Genomic DNA, 26310 nt, shown 5'->3' with positions numbered 1-26310 from the left:
GCCACGTCTCCGCCACCACCACAGCAAATGAGCGGATACGCGGGTCCCGCCCTCGCCACAGAGCCTGGGTAGCATCTGACTGGTCAGGGGGTCCACAGAGCCCTAGAGGACCCGCCTGCCGCACGCCAAGTACCCAACACGGGAGTGGTGCGCGCTGAGGTCTGACACGATGTTCCTGATGCGAAGAGACCTAAGCAAAGAAACAGCAAAGCCCTCCTGAAGCCGCAGGTCAAGAAGGGTTCTTCCCGCGCGAGCGGGGGTGTTCCGATCAGCTCGAAAGTCTGCGGCGCCCGCTCCTTGTTCTTCCCGCGCGAGCGGGGGTGTTCCGGTCGACACCATGCTCAACGATCACGCGCTCGCGTTCTTCCCGCGCGAGCGGGGGTGTTCCGTGACCCGCGGAACCCCACCCCAGCACGGAGAAGTTCTTCCCGCGCGAGCGGGGGTGTTCCGGCGCTCGCCAGCATCGCGACGGAGGACCGGGCGTTCTTCCCGCGCGAGCGGGGGTGTTCCGGCATCGCCGACCATCCCGTCGGCGTAGACGATGGGCTTCCCGCGTCAGCGGGAGTGTTCCAGCGACCCATCCGGACGTGGCGCTTGAGATGTGCTCTTCCCTCGCGCCAGCTGGGGGGTTATGCCCAGCGACGGCGGACGGGCCAACGGCCTTTCGGTCTTCCTTCCCGCGCCAGCGGGGGGGGGCGTCCCGTCCGCGTTGGTGGTGTCCTGGGTCGCGCCTGTGTTCTCCCCGCCTGGGCGGGGTCTGCCGGTTCCTAGGTCGTCTTGGGCGAGGTCACGCAGTTCCGTGAGCGTTCGGGGGAGGCGGCGCCAGGAGGGTGGGACGGTGGTTCGTTGGGTCCAGGTCGTGCCGTGCGGGGGCGTTGGATCGATAATGGTTGAGCCGCGTCATCACCGGGTGCGGTGTCGGCGATGGCAGCAGGAGTGCCTGGCACCGTCAAGATCGAAATACCGGGCTTGTGGGGTGTGACCTGCAAGTATGTCGGTCAGAGACACAGCCGCTAACCTTGGTAGGAGGATCACATGAAGATGCTGATCAACGTGCCCGAGACCGTGGTCGCCGACGCGCTTCGCGGGATGGCGGCGGCGCATCCCGAGTTGACCGTGGATGTGGAGAACCGCGTCATCGTGCGCGGAGACGCGCCCGTCGCCGGGAAGGTGGGGCTGGTGTCCGGCGGAGGGTCCGGGCATGAGCCGTTGCACGGGGGGTTCGTCGGGCCGGGAATGTTGTCCGCCGCCTGTCCCGGTGAGGTCTTCACCTCTCCTGTACCCGACCAGATGGTCCGCGCCGCCGCCGCCGTCGACAGTGGCGCCGGCGTGCTGTTCATCGTGAAGAACTACACCGGTGACGTGCTCAACTTCGACATGGCCGCCGAGCTGGCCGAAGAAGAAGGCATCCGGATCGCGAAAGTCCTGGTCAACGACGACGTGGCGGTGACCGACAGCCTCTTCACCGCCGGGCGGCGCGGGACGGGCGCCACGCTGTTCGTCGAGAAGCTGGCCGGCGCCGCCGCCGAGGAGGGGGCGCCCCTCGACCAGGTCGAGGCGATCGCCCGGCAGGTGAACGAGAGCTCCCGCACCTTCGGCGTCGCCCTCAGCGCGGTCACCACGCCCGCCAAGGGCACCCCCACCTTCGACCTGCCCGACGGGGAGCTGGAGCTGGGCATCGGTATCCACGGGGAGCCGGGGCGCGAGCGGCGCGCGATGATGACGTCCCGCGAGATCGCCGACTTCGCCGTGGACGCGGTCCTGGAGGACCTGCGGCCCAAGGGGCCCGTACTGGCCCTGGTGAACGGCATGGGCGCGACCCCGCTGCTGGAGCTGTACGGCTTCAACGCGGAGGTCCAGCGGGTGCTCGCCGAGCGGAACGTCACCGTGGCCCGCACCCTCGTCGGGAACTACGTGACCTCCCTGGACATGGCCGGCTGCTCCGTCACCCTGTGCCAGGTCGACGGAGAGTTGCTGCGCCTGTACGACGCGCCGGTGGAGACCGCCGGACTGCGCTGGGGGCGGTGAGGAGAGGTGGTTCCGTGATGGCCGGACCGTCCCGCGTGGTCCATGCGGTAGGCCGATAGGTTCGGGGCAAGGCGTCCACGGACGCGACGCGCGCGCGAGGAGTTCACATGTCCGATCAGGAATCCGGCCGCACGCTCGACGGCGACTTCTTCCGCCGCTGGCTGACGACCGCGGGCGCGGCGGTGGAGAGGGAGGCCGGCCGGCTCACCGAGCTGGACTCGGCCATCGGTGACGCCGACCACGGTACGAATCTCCAGCGCGGTTTCCGGGCCGTCACGGCCACCCTGGAGAAGGAGGGGCCGCTGGCGCCCGGCGCCGTGCTGACGCTGGCGGGACGGCAGCTGATCTCCACGGTGGGCGGCGCCTCGGGGCCGCTGTACGGCACCCTGCTGCGGCGTACGGGCAAGGCGCTGGGCGACGCGGCCGAGGTCACTCCCGCGCAGTTCGCCGAGGCGCTGGCCGCCGGGGTGGCGGCCGTGGCGCAGCTGGGCGGGGCGAAGGCCGGGGACAAGACGATGCTGGACGCGCTGGAGCCCGCGACGGAGGCGCTCGGTACGTCGTTCGCCGCGGGCGCCGAGGCGGCGGAGGCCGGAGCGTTGGCGACCGTACCGCTCCAGGCGCGCAAGGGCAGGGCCAGCTATCTGGGCGAACGGAGCGTCGGGCACCAGGACCCGGGAGCCACGTCCTCCGCCCTGCTCCTCGCGGCCCTCGCCGAGACGTGGGAGGCGACCGCATGAGCATCGAGAAGCCGGTGGGGATCGTGCTGGTGTCGCACAGCCCGAGTGTCGCCGATTCCGTCGCGGAACTGGCCCTGGGCCTGGCGGGCGGCGGCCCCCTCGCCCCGGTCGCCGGCGCGGGCGGCACACCGGGCGGCGAGCTGGGCACCAGCTCGGAACTCATAGCCGCCGCCGCGGCGCGGGTGGACCGGGGCTCCGGTGTCGCGATCCTGGCGGACCTCGGCAGCTCCGTACTGACGGTGAAGGCGCTCCTCGCCGAGGGTGACGAGCTGCCCGCGGGGGCGCGGCTCCTGGACGCGCCGTTCGTGGAGGGCGCGGTGGCCGCCGTGGTCACCTCGTCCGCGGGCGGGAACCTGGACGCGGTGGAGGCGGCCGCCGCCGAGGCCTACTCGTACCGGAAGGTGTGACGGCCCGAAGCTGTGACGGTCCGGAAGCTGTGACGGCCCGCACGTGTCACAGCCCGGACGCCGTGACGGCCCTCAAGGTGTGACAGCCCGGAAGAGCGAAAGAGCCGGTCGGCGCACGCCGCGTTGCTGATCGCCGCTCCGGGGCACACGCTCACCCTATGAGGGACGTATCTGATCAGGACGAGAACCACGGGCCGGCGGCACCGGGACTGCGCTGTCTCGTGACCGGCGCCACCGGCTACATCGGCGGCCGGCTGGTGCCCGAGCTGCTCGACGCCGGGCACACGGTGCGCTGCCTGGCCCGGACCCCGGACAAGCTGCGCGACCACCCATGGGCGGGCCGGGCGGAGATCGTACGGGGCGATGTCACCGACCCCGTCTCCCTCGGGGCCGCCTTCCAGGGCATCGACGTCGCGTACTACCTCGTACACGCGCTCGGCACCGGCCAGGACTTCGCCGCCACCGACCGCCGCGCCGCCCGCACGTTCGCCCAGCAGGCGAAGGCCGCGGGTGTCCGGCGGATCGTCTATCTGGGCGGGCTCACGCCCGCAGGCGTGCCCGAGGGCGAGCTGTCGCCGCATCTGCGCTCACGCGCCGAGGTCGGCCGTATTCTGCTGGACTCCGGCGTGCCGACCGCCTTCCTGCGCGCCGCCGTCATCATCGGCTCGGGCTCGGCCTCCTTCGAGATGCTCCGCTATCTCACGGAGCGGCTGCCCGTGATGGTGACGCCCAGCTGGGTACGGACGTCCCTCCAGCCCATCGCCGTACGCGACGTGCTCCGCTACCTCGTCGGGTGCGCGCGCCTGCCCGACGACGTCAACCGGGCGTTCGACATCGGCGGCGCCGACATCCTGACGTACCGCGACATGATGCAGCGGTACGCGGCCGTCGCCGGACTCCCCCGGCGCCTCATCGTCCCCGTACCGGTGCTGACCCCGCGCCTGTCGAGCCACTGGGTCGGCCTGGTGACCCCCGTCCCGGCGTCCATCGCCCGGCCCCTGGCGGAGTCGCTGCGCCATGAAGTCGTGTGCCACGAGAGGGACATCGCGCGGTACGTCCCCGATCCGCCCGGCGGCCCGCTCACCTTCGACCGGTCCGCCGAGCTGGCCCTGCGCCGTATCCAGGAGGCGCAGGTGTCCACCCGCTGGACGTCCGCCTCGGTGGCCGGCGCCCCGAGCGATCCGCTGCCCACGGACCCCGACTGGGCCGGCGGCAGCCTCTACACGGACGAGCGCGAACTGACCGTGGACGCGCCCCGGGAGTCGCTGTGGCGGGTCATCGAGGGCATCGGCGGGGAGAACGGGTGGTACTCGTTCCCGCTGGCCTGGGCGGTACGGGGCCGGCTCGACCGGCTCGTCGGCGGGGTGGGGCTGCGCCGGGGCCGGCGGGACGCGCAGCACCTGCGGGTGGGTGACTCGCTGGACTTCTGGCGCGTGGAGGAGATCGAGCCGGGGCGGCTGCTGCGGCTGCGGGCCGAGATGCGGCTGCCGGGGCTGGCCTGGCTCGAACTCCGGGCGGACCGCGACGAGAAGGGCGTGACGGTGTACCGGCAGCGGGCGCTGTTCCATCCGCAAGGGCTGCTGGGGCACGCGTACTGGTGGGGCATCTCGCCTTTCCATTCCTCGGTGTTCGGCGGGATGGCACGCAACATCACGCGGACGGCGGGTGGTTCGGCCACGGGGCGGCGGGAGCCGACCCGGGCCGGCCGTGGTTGATACGTGAGCCGTGGTCGATACGTGATGCGGGCCTACCGGATCGGGCCGGCCCGGGCCGGCATGAGGCTCCCCAATGTTTCTACACTGTTGTAGATTTTCGCTACGGCACCAACATGGCTCAGGAACAGCTCAGGAGGAGCAGCGTGGGAGTTTCCCTGTCCAAAGGCGGCAATGTCTCGCTCAGCAAGGAGGCACCGGGGCTGACAGCCGTCCTGGTCGGCCTCGGCTGGGACGTTCGGACGACCACCGGCACCGACTACGACCTGGACGCGAGCGCCATTCTGGTCGGCGACTCCGGCAAGGTCGGCTCGGACCAGCAGTTCGTCTTCTACAACAACCTCACCAGCCCCGACGGGTCCGTGGAGCACACCGGGGACAACCTCACCGGTGAGGGCGAGGGCGACGACGAGGCCATCAAGGTGAATCTGGCGGCCGTGCCCGCCGACGTCACCAAGATCGTCTTCCCGGTGTCGATCCATGACGCCGAGAACCGCGGGCAGAGCTTCGGCCAGGTCCGTAACGCGTTCATCCGGGTGGTCAACCAGGCGGGCGGCGCGGAGCTGGCCCGCTACGACCTCAGCGAGGACGCGGCCACCGAAACCGCCATGATCTTCGGTGAGTTGTACCGCAACGGCGCGGAGTGGAAGTTCCGCGCGGTCGGCCAGGGGTACGCCAGCGGCCTCGCCGGGATCGCGTCGGACTTCGGCGTCGGGGTCTGAGAACGGGTGCGGATGTGACGCGGTGGGGTACGGGGGCCCTCAGACGGCTCCCCGTACCTCATCGCTCTGCTCCGGCGTCCCCGGTGCCTCGGGTGTCCCGGGTGCCTCCGGCGCCGGGACCGTCCCCGGCACCCGCGCCGCGTCCCCCGGCTTGCGCCCCCGGGTCACCCTGCGTACCAGCGGTTCCGTCCAGCGGGCCGCCAGGGGGCCGAGGATCACCAGGATGAGGACGTAGGCCGTCGCCAGCGGACCGATGCGGGGCTCCGCGCCGACCGCGAGCCCGGCGATGACGATGGAGAACTCACCGCGCGCCACCAGCGTGCCGCCGGTGCGCCAGCGGCCCGCCGTCCGCACCCCGGCGCGCCGCGCCGCGTACCAGCCGGTGCCGATCTTCGTCGCGGTCGTGACGAGCGCCAGGACAAGGGCCGTGAGCAGGACGGGCGGGATGGCGGCCGGATCGGTGTTCAGGCCGAAGAAGACGAAGAAGACGGCGGCGAACAGGTCGCGCAGCGGTGCCAGCAGGTGGTGCGCGCCCTTCGCGACCTCGCCGGACAGGGCGATCCCGACGAGGAACGCGCCCACGGCGGCGGAGACCTGGAGTTCCTGGGCGATCCCGGCGACCAGGACGGTCAGGCCGAGGACCACCAGGAGCAGCATCTCCGGGTTGTCGGAGGAGACCGCCCGGCTGATCAACCGGCCGTGGCGCAGGGCCAGATAGAGGACCGCGCCGACCGTGCCGAGCGAGATCAGCAGGGTGACGGAGCCGCCCGCGAGGCTCAGTCCGGCCAACAGGGCGGTGAGCAGGGGCAGATAGACGGCCATCGCGAGGTCCTCGATGACCAGCACGCCGAGGATGACGGGGGTCTCGCGGTTGCCGAGCCTGCCGAGGTCACCGAGGACCTTGGCGATCACCCCGGACGACGAGATCCAGGTGACCCCGGCCAGCGCGACGGCCGCGACCGGGCCCCAGCCGAGGAGCAGCGCGGCGACGGCGCCCGGCACGGCGTTCAGGACCAGGTCGACGATGCCCGAGGGGTACTGGGTCTTGAGGTTGGTGACCAGTTCCGCGGCGCTGTATTCCAGTCCCAGCAGGAGCAGCAGCAGGATGACGCCGATCTCCGCGCCCGTGGCGACGAACTCCTCGCTCGCGGCGAGCGGGATCAGACCGCCGTGGCCGAAGGCGAGTCCGGCGAGCAGGTAGAGCGGGATGGGCGAGAACCCGATCCGTCCGGCGAGCCGGCCGAGGATGCCCAACCCCAGGATGATGGAGCCGAGTTCGATGAGCAGCGGGGTGGTGTCATGCACAGTCGGCTAGCCTCCGGTGATCAGTTCGGCCACGGCGTCGACGCCTTCGCGTGTCCCGACGACGACGAGCGTGTCGCCGAGGGCGAAGCGGAAGTCCGGGGCGGGTGAGGGGAAGGCGTCGGTTCGGCGCAGGACGGCGACGATCGACGCGCCGGTACGGGTGCGGGCCTGGGTGGCGCCGAGGGTGCGGCCCGCGTACGGGGACCTCTTGCCGACCGGGATGTGCTCCGTGACCAGGTCGATCTCCAGGTGCTGGTGGAGGTGGGCGACCGGGTCGGGCGTCAGGAGGGCGGACAGCGCGGTCGCCTCGGACGGCGCGAGGGCCGCCGCGTCCTTGCAGGCGTCGTCGTCCTCCGGGTCGTGGAAGGAGATGATGCGCCGGCCGTCCTGGTGCACGACGACCGAAAGGTGCGCGCCCGCCTCGGTGTTGAGGTCGTAGCGGGTGCCGACGCCGGGCAGGGCGGTCTTGCGGACATGAGCGGCGGGTTTCATCGGAACGCTCCCTGGGGACGGGTCGGCGGGCGTACGGGCGGCGGCTGCTCCTTCGGCCTCCCGAACAGGCATTCTCCCTCATGGAGCGCGGGGGCCGCCGGACGCCGGAGCGGGCCCGTGGCCGCCGGGAACGTGACCGGGGCCATGACCTGGGCGGGCCCGGTGGGAGTCCGCGGGCCCCCGGATGGGCAGAGAGTGGGTGGCGACCGCACACACATCCGTACGGACGTCCTGTACCGGACATCGCACCGACACGAGCGGAACGAGGCGAGGCATGGACTCGAGCAACAGCTGGGAGTTCACGGACGACCGTGGCCACCTGACCGTGACGCCCGGTCACCCCGCGCGGGTGGCCGCGTACATACAGGCGGGCGCGACGCTGTGGGACCACGGGCTGCGTCCGCTGGGCATCTTCGGCTCCCATCACGACGGCGGGGCGCCCGATCCCGCGAAGGCGGGCGACCTGCCGCTCGCCGGGCTGGTCTCCTTCGGCGCGGGCAGCGCCGTCGACCTGGACGCGCTCGTCGCGGCGGAGCCCGATCTGGTGGTCGCCGTCAGCTACGGGGGCGGGCAGGTGTACGGCATCGACCCCGAGGCGGCCAAACACCTGGAGGAACAGGTCCCGGTGGTGGTCCTCGACGTGGGCAAGGACCGCTCCCTCGGCGGGATCAGGGACCGGTTCACGGAACTGGCCCGCGCGCTGCGCGCTCCGCACGGGCCCGCCGAGGCGGAGTTGGCGCGCGCGGAGGCCGCCGTACGTACGCTGACGGGCCGGGCCGACAGCCCCCGGGTGCTGGCCCTGTCCGCGGCGGGACCCGAAACGGCCTACCTGGCAAGGCCGTTGACCTGGCCCGACCTGCGCGACCTCACCGAGCTGGGTGTGTCGCTGATCGACCCGGCGGAGGGCGCGGGGACCAACTGGCGCACGGTCGAGTGGGCGGAGGCGGCCGCCCTGGAGCCGGATGTCGTCCTGGTCGACGTACGGGTGAACGCGGCGCCGCGCGAGAGCCTGCGGTCCAACCCCGCCTGGCTCGCCCTGGAGGAGCGGGCGCGGATCGTGGCGTGGAACCCGGAAGCGCCGTGCAGCCACCGCGCGCACGCGCGGTTCCTCGACGCGGTCGCGGCCGCGCTGTAGCCGCGGGGGCGCACCGGGGTCACCGCGGGCACCGGCCCGGTGTCGGCGGGCTGTCGGGGGCGTGTCGGCGCGGGCTGCCAGCGTGGCCCGTATGACAGAGAACGCAGACAGGCCGCCCGCCGCCGCGCCCCGGGCGCTGCCCGTACGGACCGTCCAGGTCACCGGTGTCGTACGGCTCTCCCCGCACATGGTCCGGGTCACCTTCGGCGGCCCCGACCTCGGAGATTTCGCCCTCGCCGGCCCCGACCAGCAGGTGAAGCTGTACTTCCCGAGGGCCGGGCAGCGGGTCCCCCGGCTGCCCGCGAGCGGGGCGGCGGGCCCGGAGCAGGACGTGATGCGGTGGTACGGGGCCCTCCAGGCGATCCCGGAGGCCGAGCGGCCCTGGGCGCGCAGCTACACGATCCGCTCGCACGACCCGGTCCTGGGCACGGTCTGTGTCGATTTTGTGCTGCACGGGAACGGTGGCGACGGGGGTGGGACCAAGGGCGGGAGCGGGGCCGGGGAGGCCGGTCCCGCGACGCGGTGGGCGCGGTCGGCCGCCCCGGGCGACGTGCTCGGGATGTTCGGCCCCTCGGCGTACTTCGCGACGCCCGTGCCGCTGGGGACGACGGACTGGATGCTGCTGGCCGGGGACGAAACGGCGCTCCCCGCGATCGGCACGATCGTGGAGGCGCTGCCCGCCGGGGCCCGCGCGGTGGTCTTCGCCGAGGTCGTGGACGCGGCGGAGGAGCAGCGGTTCGGGACGGCGGGTGACGTGACCGTGCACTGGCTGCATCGCGGCCGGGCGCCGTCCGGGCCGCAGGGGCCGCTGGTACGGGCGGTGCGTGACGCGGTCTTCCCGGAGGGCTCGGTGCACGGCTGGCTCGGCGGTGAGGCCGGTGCCGTACGGGCGCTGCGGCGCCATCTGGTCGAGGAGCGCGGGTTCGACCGGCGGGCGGTCGGCTTCACCGGGTACTGGCGGCGCAGCCTCTCGCAGGACGACGACCCGACGGAGGCGGATCTCGCCGAGGCGCGCGAGCGGCTGGCGGATGCTGGGATCGCCGCCGAGCCCTCCATGTCGCGGAAACCGGCGAACTCCTGACGGAACGTCAGCTCGAACTGCGTCACTTCAGATGAGGGCTGCGGCCTCCACCACGGTGAGGTCGCGGCCCTCGGCGTGGGCGCGGATGTAGGCCGGACCGTCCAGTGCCGCGCGTACGACTGCCTCCGCGTGCTCCTGGATCTCGGTGTCGGAGGCCGGCGGGAAGGGGTGCAGTCCGATGCCTTCCGGCAGTTCGGTGTGGCGTGCGTGGGCGCCCAGCAGCCGCGCACCGGCCTCCGGCTCACCCAGCCGTGCCTTGGCCCAGGCCGCGCTGGGGAGTTGACTGACGATCAGGTGCGGAGCGACCAGGAACACCAGCCGGTCGAAGCGCTCGACAGCCAGCCGCAGATGGTCCAGGGCGCGGTCGAACTCCCCTTCCAGACAGTCCAGCCAGCCGTGCAGACCCGCGACCATGCCACCGAAGAGGGCCCGGCCGGCGTACGGGTTCTCGCCCTCCAGGGTGTGCAGCTGCGCACGTGCGAGGTCTGTACGTCCGGTGCGTCCGTAGCGTCTGGCCAGCAGCAGCCGGGACGTTCCGGCGGTCTGGCCGAAGTGCACCGCGTTCTCCTCGACCGCTTCGACCAGCAGCTCCTCGGCGCGCCGCTCCGCGTCCTGGTCACCGGCGGCGTCGGCCGCGTCGAGCCCTACGGAGGCCAACCGCGCCTTGAACAGGGGGATCTGGGCGTGGGCCCCGATCCGTGCGCAGCATTCCATCGCGCGTTGGAGGTCGGCGGCGGCTTCCTCGTACCGGCCCTGGCGTTCGTGGGTCTCGGCGCGGGCCGACAGCGATTCGGCGATGGCGTACAGGTCGCCGGCCCGTTCGAAGAGGGCCAGGGCCTCGTCGGCGTCGAGGCCGGAGCGGATCAGCCCCTCCGTACGGTCGTTGAGGAGTTTCGCGCGCAGCATCAGGGCCAGGCCGAGATGCCAGCTGTCGCCCTGGGTCCGGGAGGCCAGGACCAGTTCCTCCATCGTCTCCGTGATGCCGGGGAGGTCTCCCGTCATCAGCCGGGCGAAGAACCAGGTGGTGCCGGGCTGGCGGCAGTTCTGCGGCAGCCCGGGGCCGTAGGCCGACACGATCGCGCGCAGCCGTGACCGGGTGCCGGGCCGGTCGGCGGTGAACGAGCCGTCGTCGGAGCCCGCGAGGAGGATCAGCCGTATCCCCCGGCGGGCTTCCCACAGTTGGTCCTCCGACCAGGGCGGGGGCAGGGCCGTGCACGGCTCGGTCAGCGGTACGGCGGGCCGTACGGGCTCCTCGAACGGGTCGGGGCCGAGGGCGGCAACGGCGGAGGACCAGGCGAGGGCGTCGGCACGGTGGTTGCGCAGCTGCCAGAACCAGCTCATGGCGAGGACGAGGCAGAGCGCCTCCTGCTCCTCCTTGTGGTCCACGGCGGTGCGCAACGCGGCCCGTACGTTGTCGTGCTCGCGCTCGAAGACACCGAGCCAGTGGGTCTGCCCGTGGCCGCGCAGCTCCGGGTCCCCGACGCGGACCAGTTCGCGGTACGCGGCGAGGTGGCGGCGTTCGACGGCCGCCCGCTCGCCCGACTCGGCGAGGCGTTCGGCGGCGTATCCGCCGACGGTCTCCAGGAGGCGGTAGCGCATGCCGGCGGCGCCTTCGGGGTCGGCGACGACGAGGGACTTGTCCACGAGGGAGGCCAGCAGGGACAGCGTGTCGGGGGTGTCGCAGACCGTCTCGGCCTCGGCGAGGGCGCAGCCGCCGGAGAAGACGGAGAGGCGGCGCAGGACCGCCCGCTCGTCCTCGGCGAGCAGGTCCCAGGACCAGTCGACGACGGCCCGCAGGGTCTGCTGCCGGGGCAGGACGGTCCTGCTGCCGCTGCCGGTGCCGAGCAGGCGGAAGCGGTCGTCCAGGCGGTCGGCGATCTGCCGGGGGCCGAGCACGCGCAGGCGGGCGGCGGCCAGTTCGAGGGCGAGCGGGAGGCCGTCGAGCCTGCGGCAGATCTCGGCGCAGGCGTCAGGGTCGTCGGTGATACGGAAGCCGGGGCGGCCGGCGGCGCCGCGCTCGGCGAGGAGCCGCAGGGCGACGTCCTGGGGCAGCGGCTCCACGGGGCGTACGGACTCCCCCGGCACGCCGAGCGGTTCGCGGCTGGTGGCGAGGACGGTGACGCCGGGGCAGCGGGTGAGGAGGGCCTCGACCAGTTCGGCGGCGGCGCCGATCACGTGCTCGCAGTTGTCCAGCAGGAGGAGCATGCGGCGCTGCCCGCAGTGCTCGGCGAGCTGGTCGAGGGGGTCCACCGGGGGCGCCCCTGCGGCCGTGCCCCGTACCCCGGGCGACCCCTGCACGACGGTTTCACGGGCACCCAGGACGGTAAGCACCGCCTCAGACACGGCCGAGGCCTCCCGCACGGGCGCCAACTCAACGACCCACACCCCGTCGGGCCACGCGTCTCCACCCACCGCCCCGCCGGGCCGTCCACCCTCGGCCCGCCACCCCTCGGTCCGGCCGCCGCCGAGCGACGCCACCTCAGGCCGGCCGCCCCCGGCCCACGCCACTCCGGGCCGACCACCCTCGGGCCACACCCTGCCGGTCCACGACCCGCCGGGCCCACCGCCATCGGGCGATGCCTTCTCGTCCCATGCCACGTCCGGCTGGCCGTCCTTGGGCCACACCCTGCCGGCCCGTGTCCCGCCGGGCCTGCCTCCGCCGGGCGACGCCTGCTCGTCCCATGCCACGTCCGGCTGCCCGCCCCCGGGCCACACCCTGCCGGCCCGTGTCCCGTCCGGCCTACCGCTGTCGGACGACGCCTTCTCGTCCCACGCCCCGCCGGGCCGGCCGTCCCCAGGCTTGCCACCCTCGGGCCGGCCGTCCCCGGACTCGCTACCCTCGGGCCGCCCAGTGTCGGGCCAGGCCACCTCCGGCTGGCCGCCGCCGGGCCACGCCTCACTGGCCCGCGTCCCATCGGGCCCACCGCCGTGAGGCCCACCACCGACGGGCCCTACCGCATCGCGCTCGCCACCGTTGGGCGACGCCTTGCCGGCCCGCATCACGCCGGGCCCACCACCGTCAGGCCTGCCGCCTTCGGCCCACGGCACGTCGGCCCGCGCCTTGCCGGCCCGCGTCCCGCCGGGCCGGCCCGCGTGAAGCCTGTCGCCGTGCGGCACCACGGCGGGCCGCGCTCGGGTGGCGGCCGCTCGGGCCGCCTCCAGGGACAGGCGGGTCTTGCCCGCGCCGCCCGCGCCAATCAGGGTGATCAGTCGCGCGGTGGACAACTCGGTTTCGAGGGCGGCTAGTTCGGCTTCCCGGCCGAGGAATGAGGTGAGTCCGGCCCGTAGGTTGCCGACCTGGGTGGTGCGGGGAGTGGGGCTCGGGGGTGCGGCGCCTGTCAGCAACTCGGTGTGCAGGGAGCGTAGTTCGGGGCCCGGGTCGGTGCCGAGGCGGGTGGCCAGGACGGTCCGTACCTCCTCGTACGCCTGGAGCGCCTCGGCGGGACGGCCCGCCGCGCGCAGGGCCCGGATCCGCAGGGCGTGCAGGGGCTCGTCCAGCGGCGCCCCGGCGGCGAGGGCCGCGAGACCGGCCAGTGCCCGCTCCGGCCTTCCCCGAGCCACCTCGGCGGCCAGCCGGTCGCGGCGGGCCGCGGCGCGGCGCTGTTCGGCCCGTACGGCCAGGGGGTCGGCCGCACGCCCCGGGAGGTCCGCGAGGGCGGGTCCGTCCCAGAGTGCGAGGCCCTCGTCCAGCAGCGCCAGAGCGCGCTCGGGGTCGCCCTCGCGCAGGGCGGCGGCACCGTCGGCGGCCAGCCGCTCGAAGCGGAAGAGGTCGATGCTGTCGCGCCCCGCGACAAGCCGGTAGCCGCCCGGCGCGGAGGCCACGGCCTCGCCGCCCAGGGCCCGCCTGAGCCGCCCGACCAGGGCTTGCAGCGCGCCCACCGCGTCGGCGGGCGGCTCCTCGTCCTCGCCCCACACCTGGGCGACCAGCTCCCCGGTGCCGACCGCACGCCCGCCGGCCCCGGCGAGGGCGGCGAGCAGCGCGCGCAGCCGTGCCCCGCTGAGCCGTACCTCCGTCCCGTCGGGACGCAGGGCCCGGGTGGCGCCGAGGACGCGATAGCCGTAGGTCACCGGTCCATTGTCCCCGCTCCGCGGCGGGCGGCGGCGGGGTGGGGCCAAGGGGCGGGGCCACGGGTGGGAAACCGCCGGCTCACCGAACGCCGTGGTAGGACAGGCCCAGAGCCAGGGCGGCGGCCGCGGTGGCGAGGAACACGATGCCGCCGACTATGTTGCGAGAGCCCACCCGCAGGTGGGCGATGATCGCGCCGATGAAGTACAGCACGAGACCGGACGCGGCGAGGGTGCCCAGGAGAGGCACGGCGAGCCCGGCCAGCAGCCCCACGGTGCCCGCCGCCAGCAGCACGCCCAGCACCGGCACCCACTTCCGGGGTATGCCCTTCATGTCCGCCTGGGTCTTCGGGTATTCGTGGCCGATCAGGTAGGTGACGGCGGCGGCACCGTTGAAGACCGCGCCGAGGATGATGACCGTGACGTAGGCGGCGAACACGATTTCTCCGTATCTGCGGGGCGTGGCGATCCCTCGTGGGATGCCGTTCTCCCCGTAGACGCTCCGGCGACCCGTTTTGTGACATCGGTTCGTGAAATCGGTGCTTGATATGGGTTCGTGAAACGGTCGACACTGCCCCTATTTCGCACCGAGGGCGGCGCCCTGCCCGCGGCAGCGTTCCAGCCCCGCCCTCACCTCTGCCTGGTCCGGGCCGTCCTCGGCCGCCAGTAGTTCGCCGGCCGCCGTCAGCGCGGCCCAGAAATCGGGCGGTGAGCCCCGCCCGGCCCGGATTCCGACCCTGGCGAAGTACAGGAAGAGCTTGGTGAGCTCTCCCGTGCGAAACCACGTGATCAGGCCGCCGGGGAAACCCCCGCGTACGCCGGCGGCGGTTTCCAACAGGCCGCGGATGTGCTCGTCGTGCTCGTCGAGCACCGCGTCCACGATGAACGTGTCTCCCATGACGAGGAGACTGGAGAGGAGTTCCTCTTCGCCCGGTTCGAATTCCGCGAAGCACCGCTCCACGTGGCGCAGTCGAGCCTCGGCATCCGTCCGGGGCACGCCCACGGCCAGGCACACGGCCAGCACGCAGGCGTGCCACTCGCCCGTCCTCGCGGCCAGTTGGGCGACGACCTCTTCCTCGTCCTGCCCTGCGGCAAGCCTCTCCCGGGCCGCCAGAACCAGCGCGTCCTCGCCCTCACCAGCTTTCATGGCGAGAGGCTAGAACGAGGTGCGACGGCCACGTCAGCAGGGCGGGCACGTCAGCAGGCGAGGAGGACCGCCTGTACGGTCTTGCCGCCGCCCGGGGCGCCCAACACCGAGAGGCGGCGGGAGAGTTCGCGTACCAGCGTCATCCCTCTCCCTCCCTCGGCCATCGTGTCCGCCGTCGAGATGCGGGGTCGCAGGGGGCTGTTGTCGTGGACCTCGACCGTGACCCGCCCCCGGTCCACGCTGAGTTGGAGGCGGCAGCCGCTCCGGCCGTGCCGGGTTGCGTTCGTGACGAGTTCGGAGACGACCAGGGTCGCGTCGTCGACCTGGTCCCGTGAGACGTTCTCGCCGCAGCCGTGGTTCAGGTAGGCGGCCGTCAGGTGCCGCGCCCAGCGGGCGGACGAGTCCGACCGCGGCAGGCTGTACGTGGCGCGTGCGGCACGCCGTCGGGCATGCCCGTACGCACGCATCGAAACCACTCCCTTCGTGAGGGACCGGCGCATGCCGCTCCGGGGATGGCCAAGGCCTGTCCGGCGACCGGTCTGTCCCCTTCTGATTCCCGGACACCGTGATCGGCAATCACCGCCCGCTCCCCCAGGGCTCAACCGGTCCCGCGCGGCGCGAGAAACGAGCGTGTGTGGTGCAGGTGTTCCTCGACCAGGCCTCGCATGAACGCCCGGTCCGGGAAGTCCCCTTGGAGAATCCGCAAGGGGCCCGCCACGAGCGAGAGATGCTGGGCGAAGCGGTAGAAGCGGAGCCTGTCCTCGTCCAGTCCCGGCCGGTGCAGAGCGGGATAGCTCTCGCCGAAGCGGAGGCGCAGGAAGACGTGCTCCCACTCGACGTCGAAGTGCATGAGGCCCTCGATGTCGATGAGCACCGGCCGCCCCTTCGGGTCGATCAGCACGTGGTCGGGGCCCAGTTCGCCGTGGATGAGACCGTACGTGCCACGGGGCCCGACGGCCCCGGCCAGCTCCGCCGCGACCTCGGCCAGGGGCTCCCGCAGCTCCGCGAGGCGGCGGTCGAGGGCGGCGCCCTCGGCGAGGTCGCGCACCACCCGGTCCAGGACGGTCCGTTCGGCCGTACGGTCCCCGGGGGCGATGCCGCGCCCGGCCGCGACCACCGCGGCCTTCCCGAGCACGGGGCTCCGGCTGCCGTGCAGCACGGTGAGCATCTCGCCGAGCCGCGCCATCACGTCACCGGCCGCGTCACGGTCCCGGTCGAGGAGGTCGTCCAGCGTCTCACCCCTCAGGTCCTCCACCACCGCGAAGGCCGCCGGGAACAACTCCATGCTGTCATCGGCCAGATGGACCCGCGGAGCACGTACCCCGAGGTCCGTCAGGGCCCGGTGCGCCGCCACGAACAGGTCGTGACCGGTGGCGTCCGAGAACGGATCATCGTGATCCTCGTGCCCGTCCGGCGAACCGGCGCGCTCCGGCCAGTAGTTCTCGCTCGCGGCCCAGCTGTAGAGCACGGCGCTGGACGCGTCTCCGAAGGAGAGCCGGTACACGCCCTTCTTGCTGCCGCCCAGCAGCCGGTCCACCCTGACGGGACCACGCCCGGACCCGAACGCGGCCCGTACGACGCCGGCCACGTCCTCCGGGGTGAGATCCCCACGCGTTGCCTCTGTCATCTCGTCTCTGTCATCCCGTGCTCCGCCGTATCGAAGAGGTCACCGTAGCCGCGTAGCGACTTCCACGCTCTGCCATTAGCATCGTTACGCCCGGATTGATAGCATCCTTCCATGACCACGCGCACCCGCATCCTCGAAGTGGCCGCCGAGCTGCTGGCGAAGTCGCCCAACGGCGACATCTCCACCCGCGCGGTCTGCGAGGCCGCGCAGATCGGCGCGCCCGTGCTCTACCGGCAGTTCGGCGACAAGAACGGGCTCCTCTCGGCGGTGGTCGACCACGGCTTCGACACGTATCTGGCGACCAAGCGGGAGCACGTGCCGGGGGCGGACCCGGTCCAGGATCTGCGGGAGGGCTGGGACAGCCATGTCGCCTTCGCGCGCGCCCACCCGAACCTCTACCGGCTGATGAACTCCCCCGCCATGCGGGAGCCCCCCGCCTCCGCCCTGGAGTCGCACCGGATCCTCGCCCGCGATCTGGAGCGGGCGGCGGCCGAGGGGAAGCTGCGGATCTCGCCCGACCTGGCCGCGCAGATGGTCATGTCGGCCAATGTCGGGGTGGCCCTGATGCTGGTCGCCCGGCCCGCCACGTTCGCCGATCCCGGCATGTCGCGGCGGGTACGGGACGCGGTGCACGCCTCGGTCCTCACCCACGAGGCGATGTACGGCGGCCCGGACACCGGCGGGACGGACGGGACGTCGGCGGACGGGACGGCGGCGAGCGGGCCCGACGACGGCTCCGGTACGGCTCCCGCCGTGGCGGCCCGGCTGGGGGCGCTGCTGCGGCAGTCGCCGCCCGAGGTGCTCAGCGGCGCCGAGGGGGCCCTGCTGACGGAGTGGCTGGAGCGGGTGTCGGACGCGCGAGCGGCGGAGCCCTCGTCGTGAGGAGCCGCGGCCCGTGTGTCACGCGGCGGCATGCGGGCGCAGGAGGTCCGCCAGCCCGATCCGTCCGAGGAATTCCGCGCGGATACGGTCCGCGACGTCGCTGACCTCTTCGGAGCCGTCGCCCGCCGGGTCGACGTGGACCCTGAACGGCCGTTCCCCGTAAGGCGCTTCGACCACCCGGACCATGGCATCGGCCACCTGGCTCGCGTCGGCGTCGGCGGGGGCCAGCGCGGCGAGGCGCGCGGACACCTGTTCCATCAGGCCCGCGTACCGCTGCTCGTACGCCGTCACCACACCCTGGTCCGCCGGGTGTCCGCCGGTCACGAAGTGGTGGGTCCCGGTGGTGAAGGAGCCGGGCACGACGATGGACGTCTCGATGCCGAAGCGCGCCAACTCCGCGGCGTAGCTGACCGCGAGAGAGTCCATGGCCGCCTTCGCCGCGAAGTACGGCGCGAGGTAGGGCGGGGTGCCGCCCTTGGTGCTGGTCGAGCCGATCCAGAGCACCAGCCCGCGGCGCCGGTCCCGGAGGTGCGGCAGGGCGGCCCGGTTGACCCGCTGGGTCCCGAGGACGTTGGTGTCGTACACGGCGGCGATCTCTCCGGGGGTGAACGCCTCGGCCGGCCCCGTGACCATGTGCCCGGCGTTGTGTATCAGGACGTCGAGCGCCGGCCGCTCGGCCAGCACGGTGGCGATCGCCGCGTCCGCCGACTCCTGGGACAGCACGTCCAGTTCGACGGTCCTGAGGTCCACGCCGTGTTCGGCGGCGTACGCGGCGGTCTCGGCGACGCGGGGCGCGTTGCGACCCGCGGTGTCCCGCATGGCCGCGTAGACCGTGTGGCCGTTACGGGCCAGGGCGCGGGCGGCGAGCGCGCCGAAGCCGGACCCGGCGCCGGTGATGAGAATGGTGCTGCCCATGAGGGGGCTCCTTCTGTTGCTCGGTAAGGGCTGACGGGAGGGGCGGGCGGAGTACGGGAGGTACGGCCCCGGTCAGATGACCCCTCCGTTGACCCGCAGCACCTGCCCGTTGACCCACCGGGCGGGGCCCGCCAGGAAGGACACCACCTCCGATACGTCCTCCGGAGTGCCGAGGCGTTCCAGCGGCGACTGCCCCCTGAACCACGCGAGGGTGTCCTCGTCCTTGCCGTCCAGGAACAGCGCGGTCGCGGTCGGGCCCGGTGCCACCGCGTTGACGGTGATGTCACGGCCCCGCAGCTCGCGGGCGAGGATCAGGGTCATCCCCTCGACGGCGCCCTTGGTCGCGGCGTAGGCGGTGTAGCCGGGCAGGGCGAGGCCCAGCACGGAGGACGAGAAGTTGATGATCGCGCCCCCGTTCCTGAGCCGGCGCGCGGCCTGCTGGTCGACCACGTACGCGCCGCGGATGTTCGTACGGACCATGCGGTCGAAGGCGGCCAGGTCGGTCTCCGCCATCGGGGACACACTCATGACGCCGGCGGCGTGGACGACCACGTCGACCCCGCCGTAGGTCTCCGTGGCCGCGTCGAAGAGCGCGGCCACCGCTTCCTCGTCTGCCACGTCGGCCCGGACGGCGGTGGCCCGGCCGCCCGCGGCGGTGATCGCGGCGACGGTCTCGTCGGCCTCCACCTTGTTCCCCGCGTAGTTGACGACCACCGCCAGGCCGTCCGCCGCCAGCCGCTCGGCGCTCCGCCGGCCGATGCCGCGGGAGCCGCCCGTGACGACGGCCACCCGGCCGGCCGTGTTCCCCGTCGTGTCGGCCGCGTACTCCGCCGTCCCGTCGGTCGTGTTCTCCGTCATCGCGTCACTCCGTCTTCCCGGTTCGGGACGCGCTCTCCGCGACCCCTGGAGCAACGCTAACACTTTTGCGTTAGTAGCGATACGCCCTTCTCCATAACACCGTTTCGCGCACCCTCCCCCTGCCGTCAGATTCTGAATCGACCCCTCCTCAACTCGCCCCGGACAGCGCCCAGATGCCCACAATCGGCGCGTCCCGCCGGTTATTTGTTGATGACACGGGAACCCGGAGCGGACGGTTCGCGCACAACTCTTGACGTGTACGAAACACGGGGGAAGCATCTCCTCTACCCAGAGAGCGCTCTCCGACTATCTGCCCCCCACCCATGCCCCCACGCACGCACCCGTGCTGCCCTTTTCTGATGACTCAGGAGACATGCCCATGCACGCTCCTCCGCTCGCTTCGCCGGTACCGGCGTTCCGGAGATCCACGCCGGACCGACGGCGAGGACTCGCCGTTTCCGTCGCCGCCACCCTGATCGCCTCCTTGTTGCTCCTCATCCCCAGCACGAAGGCGGACGCCGCCCCGACCCTGCTCTCCCAGGGCAAGCCGGTGACGGCTTCCAGCGTGGAGAACGCCGGCACCCCCGCCACGGGCGCCAACGACGGCAATACCGGGACCCGTTGGTCGAGCGCCGCCTCCGACCCGCAGTGGATCCAGGTCGACCTCGGCTCCACCGTCGCGGTCAACTCGGTGGTCCTGAACTGGGAGGCGGCGTACGCGAAGGCGTACAAGATCGAGCTCTCCACCAACGGCACGAGCTGGACGCAGGCCTACGCCACCACCACGAGCACCGGTGGCGTGCAGACCCTCACCGTCTCGGGCAACGCCCGCTACGTCCGGGTGACCGGCACCGTCCGGGCCACCCAATGGGGCTACTCCCTCTGGGAGTTCCAGGTCTTCGGCGGCACCGACGGCGGCACGGGCAACCCGCTGCCGGGCGGTGGTGACCTCGGTCCGAACGTGATCGTCTTCGACCCGTCGACGCCCAACATCCAGGGCAGGCTCGACCAGGTCTTCCAGCAGCAGGAGTCGGACCAGTTCGGCTCGGGCCGCTACCAGTTCCTGTTCAAGCCGGGCACGTACAACGGTCTCAACGCCCAACTCGGCTTCTACACCTCGATCTCCGGCCTCGGTCTGTCGCCCGACGACACCAACATCAACGGTGACATCACCGTGGACGCCGGCTGGTTCAACGGGAACGCCACGCAGAACTTCTGGCGCTCCGCCGAGAACCTCGCCGTCAACCCGGTCAACGGCACCAACCGCTGGGCCGTCGCGCAGGCCGCGCCGTTCCGCCGGATGCACGTCAAGGGCGGGCTCAACCTGGCGCCCAACGGGTACGGCTGGGCCAGTGGCGGCTACATCGCCGACAGCAAGATCGACGGCACCGTCGGCCCGTACTCCCAGCAGCAGTGGTACACCCGTGACAGCTCCGTCGGCGGCTGGACCAACGGCGTCTGGAACATGGTGTTCTCCGGTGTCGAGGGCGCGCCCGCACAGGGCTTCCCGAACCCGCCGTACACCACGCTGAACAACACCCCGACCTCGCGGGAGAAGCCGTTCCTGTACCTGGACGGCAACACCTACAAGGTCTTCGCCCCGGCGAAGCGCACCAACGCCCGTGGCACCACGTGGGGCAACGGCGCTCCGCAGGGTACGTCCGTGCCGCTCGACCAGTTCTACGTCGTCAAGCCGGGCGCGACCGCCGCGACGATCAACCAGGCGCTCGCTCAGGGGCTCAACCTCCTGTTCACGCCCGGCGTTTACCACATCGACCAGACCATCAACGTGAACCGCGCCAACACGATCGTCCTCGGTCTCGGCCTCGCCACGATCATCCCGGACAACGGGGTGACCGCGATGAAGGTCGCCGACGTGGACGGCGTGAAGCTCGCCGGCTTCCTGATCGACGCCGGTCCCGTCAACTCCCCGACGCTCCTCGAGGTCGGACCCCAGGGCGCGTCGGCGGACCACTCCGCGAACCCGACCACCGTCCAGGACGTCTTCATCCGCATCGGTGGCGCGGGCCCGGGCAAGGCCACCACCAGCATGGTGATCAACAGCGATGACACGATCATCGACCACACCTGGATCTGGCGGGCCGACCACGGTGCCGGTGTCGGCTGGGAGACCAACCGCGCCGACTACGGTCTACGGGTCAACGGCGACGACGTCCTCGCCACCGGCCTGTTCGTCGAACACTTCAACAAGTACGACGTGGAGTGGTACGGCGAGAACGGCAAGACGATCTTCTTCCAGAACGAGAAGGCGTACGACGCGCCGAACCAGGCGGCCATCCAGAACGGTTCGATCAGGGGGTACGCCGCCTACAAGGTGGCCGACTCCGTGAACAACCACGAGGGTTGGGGTCTGGGCAGTTACTGCAACTACACGTCGGATCCGAACATCATCCAGGAGCACGGCTTCCAGGCGCCGGTCAAACCCGGTGTGAAGTTCCACGACCTGTTGGTCGTGTCCCTCGGTGGGATGGGTCAGTACAACCACGTGATCAACAGTCTGGGGTCGGCCACGTCCGGCACCAGCACGGTCCCGTCGACGATCACCTCGTTCCCGTAGTCCGGTAAACGACTGATCCGGTGATCTGACAGTCAGCACACGACAGGGCCCGTCCTCGATCCGAGGACGGGCCCTGCTCGCTGCGTACCGGCGCGTCAGCGCCGTCCGCGCAGCTTGCCGAACAGCTTGCGTGCCTGCTCCCGCTTCCGCGGGTCGGCCGAGGCACGCCGTACCTGCTCCGTGACGCGCTGCCCCTGCGGGCTGCGGGTGAACTGCTTGATGCGGTCGAGCATGCCGGCCATGTTGACTCCTGGGGACGCGGGATCCATGGCTTCCGAAGCCGTGGGCGGGTCGATCTGCCGTGCGCCTACCCCGTGCCGGGCCGTCCACGCGCCGGACCGTCCACGCCTCGGACCGTCCACGCCTCGGACCGTCGAGGCGTCGGACCGTCGAGGCGTCGGCCGTGCCCCGCACGGCTCATCAGTTCGGGCGGAGTGACTCGGGAGCGCCCAGACTTGACGGCATGCCGGGCAAGCGCAGCGCGGGACTTCTTGTCCACCGGGTCACCGACACCGGTGTCGCCGTGCTGCTCGGGCACATGGGCGGGCCGTTCTGGGCGGGGCGCGAGGACGCCGCGTGGTCGATCCCCAAGGGGGAGTACGGCCCCGAGGAGCCGGCCGAGGCCGCCGCGCGCCGGGAGTTCCAGGAGGAGCTGGGCCTGCCGCCCCCCGAGGGGCCGTGGACACCGCTGGGCGAGTCACGCCGGCGCGGCGGCAAGATCGTCACGATCTGGGCGGTCGAGGGGGATCTGGACCCGGCGCTCGCCGTGCCCGGCACGTTCACCATGGAGTGGCCGCGGGGCAGCGGTGTCCTGCGGGAGTTCCCCGAGATCGACCGGGTGGCCTGGTTCGCCCTGCCGGAGGCGGCGCGGCGCCTGGTGGCGGGTCAGCGGGTGTTCCTGGACCGGCTGGCGGCCCTGGTGGCGGAGCAGATAGCGGACAACGACCGTCCGCTTCCCCCTCCGCCGGGCGAGTAGGACCTCGCCACCAGGAACGCCAGGAACGCCAGGAAAAGGATCAGCCCATGGCTCGTCGTACCCATGTTCTCGGCACGGTCGGTACCGCCCTGCTGGCCGCGGCCCTGCCCGCGACCGTCCTTCCCGCCGAGGCGACGTCCCTCGCCCCCGCCGGCCCCCCGGCGGGGGCGGGCGGGCCGGGCGGCGAGCGGCGGGCACCGGACCAGGAGGGCACGGTGCAGGCGGCGGACCTGCTGGCCGCGACCACCGCCTGCGCCCCGGTCTCGAAGGGCAAGTACCGCGTCGACGCCGGCGCGGCGGCCACGGTTCCCGTCTGCGGTGCGACGGGCGCGGTGTTCTGGAAGGCCGACATGGACATCGACTGCGACGGGCAGGTCACCGCCCACTGCAACACGACGACCGACCCCTGGTTCCAGGAAAGCACCGCCTTCTCCCAGTCCGACGGCAGGCCGCTGAACTCGGAGAAGCTGCCGTTCGTCGTCGTGCCGGCGCCGAGCGAGCGGTGGAGCTACCCGGCGTCGGGCATCCGCGGGGGCGGGGTCGTGGCCGTCGTCCACGGCGGGCGGGTGCAGTACGCGGTGGTCGGCGACACCGGCCCGGTGGGCATCATCGGGGAGGCCTCGTACGCAACGGCGGACGGCCTGGGCATTCCGGCGCACCCCCAGCGGGGCGGCGTGCCCTCGGGGGTGACGTACATCCTGTTCAAGAACACCCGGGTCTCCCCCATCGAGAACCACGACGAGGCCGTCCGGCTGGGGGAAGCGCTGGCGAAGAAGTTCGTACGGGAGAACGGCGGCGCGAAGTACAACGGCGCCGCGAAGTAGAACGGCCCCGCCCCGGTCCCGGGACGGGGCCGCTCGGCGCGTGGTTCAACGGCTAGACGATCCCCTCGGAGATCTCCGACTGCTCGCGCGCGTTCCCGTACGACTGCGGGGTGCTGTACGAGCCGCGCGCCACGTACCACCACACCGTGGCGAGCACGAGCACGACGGCGAGCGCGACCACCGCGTAGTTCATGGAGTCGACGGTCACCGGGCTCGCCTGCGGAAGGCAGAAGAGGACCGTCACCCCGGCCACCCACGTCACCGCGATCCAGCCGACCGGCTTGCTCCAGCGGCCGAGGTTCCACGGGCCGGGCTCAAAGCGCTTGCCCGCGCGCAGCCGCAGGTAGATCGGGATGGCGTACGCGGGGGTGATGCCGATGACGTTGATGGCGACGACGGCGTTGTACGCGGTCGTGGAGTACAGGGAGGGCAGGGCGAGCACGCAGGCGACGACCACCGACAGCCACACCGCGTTGACGGGGGTCTGCGTACGGCTGCTGACGCGCCGCCACCACGCCGAGCCGGGCAGCGCGTTGTCGCGGCTGAACGCGAACACCATCCGGCTGGCGGCGGCGACCTCCGCGTTGCCGCAGAACAGCTGCGCGACGATCACGACCAGGAGCATCGCGGTGGCGCCGCTCGTGCCGAGCGCGTCGATGAGGATCTGCGCGGGCGGCACGCCGGTGGAGCTGTTCAGGGCGCCGGTGTAGTCCTGGATGGCGAACGTGAGGCCGGCCAGCAGGGCGAAGCCGGCGATCCAGGAGACCCAGATGGCGCGCACGATGCCGCGCGCCGCCGTGACGGAGGCGTTCGACGTCTCCTCGGAGAGGTGGGCGGAGGCGTCGTACCCGCAGAAGGTGTACTGCGCCAGCAGCAGTCCGACCGCCGCCACGTACAACGAGTTGTGCCAGCCGGTGTTGTTGACGAACTCGGTGAAGACGTAGGTGGGCGACTGGTGGTGGGACGGCACGATCGCCAGGGCGCCGACGATGACGGCGACACCACCGAGGTGCCACCACACACTGACCGAGTTCAGCACACTGACCAGCCGTACGCCGAACAGGTTGAGCACGGCGTGCAGCAGCAGGATGCACACGAAGATGACCATGGTCCAGCCCGGGGTGGGCTCGAACCCGAAGCGCAGGTTCAGGAAGGCTCCGGTGAACAGCGCGGCGCCGTAGTCGATTCCGGCGATCGCGCCCAGCAGCCCGAGCAGGTTCAACCAGCCGGTGTACCAGCCCCACTTACGGCCGCCCAGCCGGTCGGCCATGTAGTAGAGGGCGCCGGAGGTCGGATAGGCGCTGGTCACCTCGGCGAGCGCCATGCCGACGCAGAGGACGAACAGGCCGACGCCCGCCCAGCCCCAGAGCATCACCGCCGGACCGCCGGTGTTCATGCCGAAGCCGTACAGGGTCATGCATCCGGAGAGGATGGAGATGACCGAGAAGCTGATGGCGAAGTTGCCGAACCCTCCCATGCGGCGGGCGAGGACGGGCTGGTAGCCGAGTTCCCGCAGCCGTTGTTCTTCGTCCTTCTGCGGACCGAGGCCGGAGTTCGACCAGGCCGGCGGGGAAAGGGACACGGGAAACCTCCGGGGTGGGGCGGGGACGAGGGGACGGGTACGGGCATACGGGCTGGTACGGAACGGGGTGCGGGGGTACGGAACCGGCGCGGTGGAGTCGTACGGCCGGACGGGGCGGGGGCCCGGCCGGCCGGCTGGGCCCGGCTCAGCCCGGCGGGTCGCCCCGGGCCTCGCGGGCACCGGCGAGCGAGCGGCTCCGGGCGCGGAGGAACATCTCCTCCGCCTGCGCGGGGTCCCGGGCCCGGTAGGCCCAGGGAAGGGTGGCGTAGAACGGCCCGAGCGCCTCGAACACCCGCGCCGCGGACTCGAATTGGAGCGATCCCCAGAGGGCGTGCGCGAGATGGCTGAGGTCGAGCAGCGAGGCCTCGGCCAGGACCGCCCGGTCGAACCACAGGTCCAGCGCCCGCGCCGCGTCCCGGGTGGCGTCCTCCGTGACCCAGTGCAGGTCGAGGGCTTTCTCCTGCCCGTTCTCGCGGCGGTAGCGCTCCACCCGTACGTACAGCGGCAGGACGTGCAGGGCCGACCCCGCCGGCGCCGTGGAGGCCGCCCACTGGGCGAAGTTGACGGCCTCGGCGAGCGAGCGGGAGCCCCTGCGCGCGTACACGAACTGGAGCATGCGGTGGTAGGCCTCGCGGTTGTACGGGTCGCGCCGGTCGGCCTCGGACAGCAGTTCCCAGGGGCCCGGGAACAGCATCGGGCCCGGCGGCGCGAGCCGGTGCTCCTCCAGCCGCTGCCGGGAGTCGAGTTGGGACAGCGCGAGCAGGCACACCCACGGCACGGGGTCGTCGGGGGCGATCCTGGCCGCGGCGCCGCACGCCTCCCACCCCAGCTGCCACAGCTCCTTGGTGCGCGGATGCCCCTCCCGGTGCGCCCGCAGGGCGCGTTCGACCACGACGCGGGTGTGCATCACCGTCGCGGCGACATTCGCGGGTTCCTCGGCGCGCCAGGTCCGGACGGCGTCCGAACCGGCGGCGACGGCCGCGAGCACCTGCGTCCGCTGGGTCCACAGTCCCCAACCCGACGTGTCGGCCAGCAGGTTGCGCATCGACACCCACCGCCCGGCCTTGAGGTCCTGTACGGCGGCGCGCAACTCGCCGTCGTGGCCCGCCGGGTGGTAGACGGGACGTATGTGGTCGCCCGCCATCAGCCCGGCCCCGGTCGACCCGGAACACGCGTGCGCCGGGTATGTCGGGTGTATCGGGTGCGGCGGAAGCGACACCCGGATAGGCATGTGGTC

Annotated in this window: 23 protein-coding genes and 1 CRISPR repeat array; of the genes, 11 read left to right on the top strand and 12 right to left on the bottom strand. The window is 72.3% G+C overall.

What is annotated here, in order from left to right:
* Positions 1–238: 238 nt before the first annotated feature.
* Positions 239–511: direct repeats of the CRISPR family, unit length 29 nt; unit sequence GTTCTTCCCGCGCGAGCGGGGGTGTTCCG.
* 524 nt (positions 512–1035) lie between these two features.
* The 5 genes from dhaK to OG349_RS33210 all read left to right on the top strand — a co-directional run bounded on the left by dhaK (position 1036) and on the right by OG349_RS33210 (position 5606).
* A complete protein-coding gene (gene dhaK, locus OG349_RS33230; RefSeq protein ID WP_327238124.1) occupies positions 1036–2028 on the top strand; it encodes a dihydroxyacetone kinase subunit DhaK in 993 nt (330 codons plus the stop codon).
* Between the two features lie 107 nt (positions 2029–2135).
* Positions 2136–2765, top strand: coding sequence for a dihydroxyacetone kinase subunit DhaL (dhaL, locus tag OG349_RS33225; RefSeq protein ID WP_327238123.1), 630 nt, complete (start codon positions 2136–2138; stop codon positions 2763–2765).
* A complete protein-coding gene (locus tag OG349_RS33220; RefSeq protein WP_327238122.1) occupies positions 2762–3172 on the top strand; it encodes a PTS-dependent dihydroxyacetone kinase phosphotransferase subunit DhaM in 411 nt (136 codons plus the stop codon). Before dhaL ends, OG349_RS33220 begins: the two co-directional genes overlap by 4 nt.
* A gap of 158 nt (positions 3173–3330) precedes the next feature.
* Positions 3331–4887 carry an SDR family oxidoreductase gene (locus tag OG349_RS33215; RefSeq protein ID WP_327238121.1) on the top strand — a complete coding sequence of 519 codons (1557 nt, stop codon included), beginning with the start codon at positions 3331–3333 and terminating at the stop codon, positions 4885–4887.
* A 143-nt stretch (positions 4888–5030) separates the two neighbouring features.
* The gene (locus OG349_RS33210) at positions 5031–5606 is read left to right on the top strand and encodes a TerD family protein (RefSeq protein WP_327238120.1); all 576 of its coding nucleotides are present in this window, start codon (positions 5031–5033) and stop codon (positions 5604–5606) included.
* 39 nt (positions 5607–5645) lie between these two features.
* On the opposite strand, the gene OG349_RS33205 is transcribed toward OG349_RS33210, so the two are convergent.
* Together OG349_RS33205 and OG349_RS33200 are read right to left on the bottom strand one after the other, a co-directional pair.
* Positions 5646–6911, bottom strand: coding sequence for a cation:proton antiporter (locus OG349_RS33205; protein ID WP_327238119.1), 1266 nt, complete (start codon positions 6909–6911; stop codon positions 5646–5648).
* 6 nt (positions 6912–6917) lie between these two features.
* Complete coding sequence (locus tag OG349_RS33200; RefSeq protein ID WP_327238118.1) at positions 6918–7403, bottom strand: cation:proton antiporter regulatory subunit; 486 nt, start codon at positions 7401–7403, stop codon at positions 6918–6920.
* A gap of 274 nt (positions 7404–7677) precedes the next feature.
* On the opposite strand from OG349_RS33200, the gene OG349_RS33195 reads away from it, so the two are divergent.
* Entirely contained in the window at positions 7678–8538 is an 861-nt protein-coding gene (locus tag OG349_RS33195; RefSeq protein ID WP_327238117.1) for an ABC transporter substrate-binding protein, read from the top strand.
* Positions 8539–8629: 91 nt separating this feature from the next.
* Positions 8630–9619, top strand: coding sequence for a siderophore-interacting protein (locus OG349_RS33190; RefSeq protein ID WP_327238116.1), 990 nt, complete (start codon positions 8630–8632; stop codon positions 9617–9619).
* A 27-nt stretch (positions 9620–9646) separates the two neighbouring features.
* Here the strand turns inward: OG349_RS33190 and OG349_RS33185 are convergent, their stop codons facing one another.
* The 5 genes from OG349_RS33185 to OG349_RS33165 form a co-directional block, all read right to left on the bottom strand.
* Positions 9647–13687: an AfsR/SARP family transcriptional regulator gene (locus OG349_RS33185; RefSeq protein ID WP_327238115.1), complete on the bottom strand. Its 4041-nt coding sequence runs from the start codon at positions 13685–13687 to the stop codon at positions 9647–9649.
* Positions 13688–13766: 79 nt separating this feature from the next.
* Positions 13767–14123: a DoxX family protein gene (locus OG349_RS33180; RefSeq protein WP_327238114.1), complete on the bottom strand. Its 357-nt coding sequence runs from the start codon at positions 14121–14123 to the stop codon at positions 13767–13769.
* Positions 14124–14261: 138 nt separating this feature from the next.
* Positions 14262–14831: a hypothetical protein gene (locus OG349_RS33175; RefSeq protein ID WP_327238113.1), complete on the bottom strand. Its 570-nt coding sequence runs from the start codon at positions 14829–14831 to the stop codon at positions 14262–14264.
* Positions 14832–14881: 50 nt separating this feature from the next.
* Positions 14882–15298, bottom strand: coding sequence for an ATP-binding protein (locus OG349_RS33170; RefSeq protein WP_327238112.1), 417 nt, complete (start codon positions 15296–15298; stop codon positions 14882–14884).
* 131 nt (positions 15299–15429) lie between these two features.
* Positions 15430–16458, bottom strand: coding sequence for a phosphotransferase family protein (locus OG349_RS33165; protein ID WP_327238111.1), 1029 nt, complete (start codon positions 16456–16458; stop codon positions 15430–15432).
* Positions 16459–16569: 111 nt separating this feature from the next.
* Here OG349_RS33165 and OG349_RS33160 point away from each other — a divergent pair, with 111 nt between their 5' ends.
* Positions 16570–17340 (top strand): TetR/AcrR family transcriptional regulator, encoded by a 771-nt coding sequence (locus OG349_RS33160; protein WP_327238110.1) that lies wholly within the window; start codon positions 16570–16572, stop codon positions 17338–17340.
* Positions 17341–17358: 18 nt separating this feature from the next.
* Here the strand turns inward: OG349_RS33160 and OG349_RS33155 are convergent, their stop codons facing one another.
* Together OG349_RS33155 and OG349_RS33150 are read right to left on the bottom strand one after the other, a co-directional pair.
* Positions 17359–18255 carry an SDR family oxidoreductase gene (locus OG349_RS33155; RefSeq protein ID WP_327238109.1) on the bottom strand — a complete coding sequence of 299 codons (897 nt, stop codon included), beginning with the start codon at positions 18253–18255 and terminating at the stop codon, positions 17359–17361.
* Between the two features lie 72 nt (positions 18256–18327).
* Positions 18328–19113, bottom strand: coding sequence for an SDR family oxidoreductase (locus OG349_RS33150; protein WP_327238108.1), 786 nt, complete (start codon positions 19111–19113; stop codon positions 18328–18330).
* A gap of 379 nt (positions 19114–19492) precedes the next feature.
* Here OG349_RS33150 and OG349_RS33145 point away from each other — a divergent pair, with 379 nt between their 5' ends.
* A complete protein-coding gene (locus tag OG349_RS33145) occupies positions 19493–21691 on the top strand; it encodes a discoidin domain-containing protein (RefSeq protein WP_327238107.1) in 2199 nt (732 codons plus the stop codon).
* 95 nt (positions 21692–21786) lie between these two features.
* Here OG349_RS33145 and OG349_RS33140 read toward each other — a convergent pair whose 3' ends face one another.
* The gene (locus OG349_RS33140) at positions 21787–21933 is read right to left on the bottom strand and encodes a hypothetical protein (protein WP_202532907.1); all 147 of its coding nucleotides are present in this window, start codon (positions 21931–21933) and stop codon (positions 21787–21789) included.
* Between the two features lie 221 nt (positions 21934–22154).
* On the opposite strand from OG349_RS33140, the gene OG349_RS33135 reads away from it, so the two are divergent.
* Together OG349_RS33135 and OG349_RS33130 are read left to right on the top strand one after the other, a co-directional pair.
* Positions 22155–22667, top strand: coding sequence for an NUDIX domain-containing protein (locus OG349_RS33135; protein ID WP_327238106.1), 513 nt, complete (start codon positions 22155–22157; stop codon positions 22665–22667).
* 47 nt (positions 22668–22714) lie between these two features.
* Entirely contained in the window at positions 22715–23491 is a 777-nt protein-coding gene (locus OG349_RS33130) for a glycoside hydrolase family 75 protein (RefSeq protein WP_327238105.1), read from the top strand.
* A gap of 52 nt (positions 23492–23543) precedes the next feature.
* Here OG349_RS33130 and OG349_RS33125 read toward each other — a convergent pair whose 3' ends face one another.
* Together OG349_RS33125 and OG349_RS33120 are read right to left on the bottom strand one after the other, a co-directional pair.
* The gene (locus tag OG349_RS33125) at positions 23544–25073 is read right to left on the bottom strand and encodes an amino acid permease (RefSeq protein ID WP_327238104.1); all 1530 of its coding nucleotides are present in this window, start codon (positions 25071–25073) and stop codon (positions 23544–23546) included.
* A 145-nt stretch (positions 25074–25218) separates the two neighbouring features.
* Positions 25219–26217: a hypothetical protein gene (locus OG349_RS33120; RefSeq protein ID WP_327238103.1), complete on the bottom strand. Its 999-nt coding sequence runs from the start codon at positions 26215–26217 to the stop codon at positions 25219–25221.
* Between the last annotated feature and the right edge of the window lie 93 nt (positions 26218–26310).

Origin of the sequence: Streptomyces sp. NBC_01317 (assembly GCF_035961655.1) — a bacterium.
Classification (GTDB): Bacteria; Actinomycetota; Actinomycetes; order Streptomycetales; family Streptomycetaceae; genus Streptomyces.
Note: the sequence above shows the minus strand (reverse complement) of the source record. Positions and strands in the feature narration are given on the sequence as shown.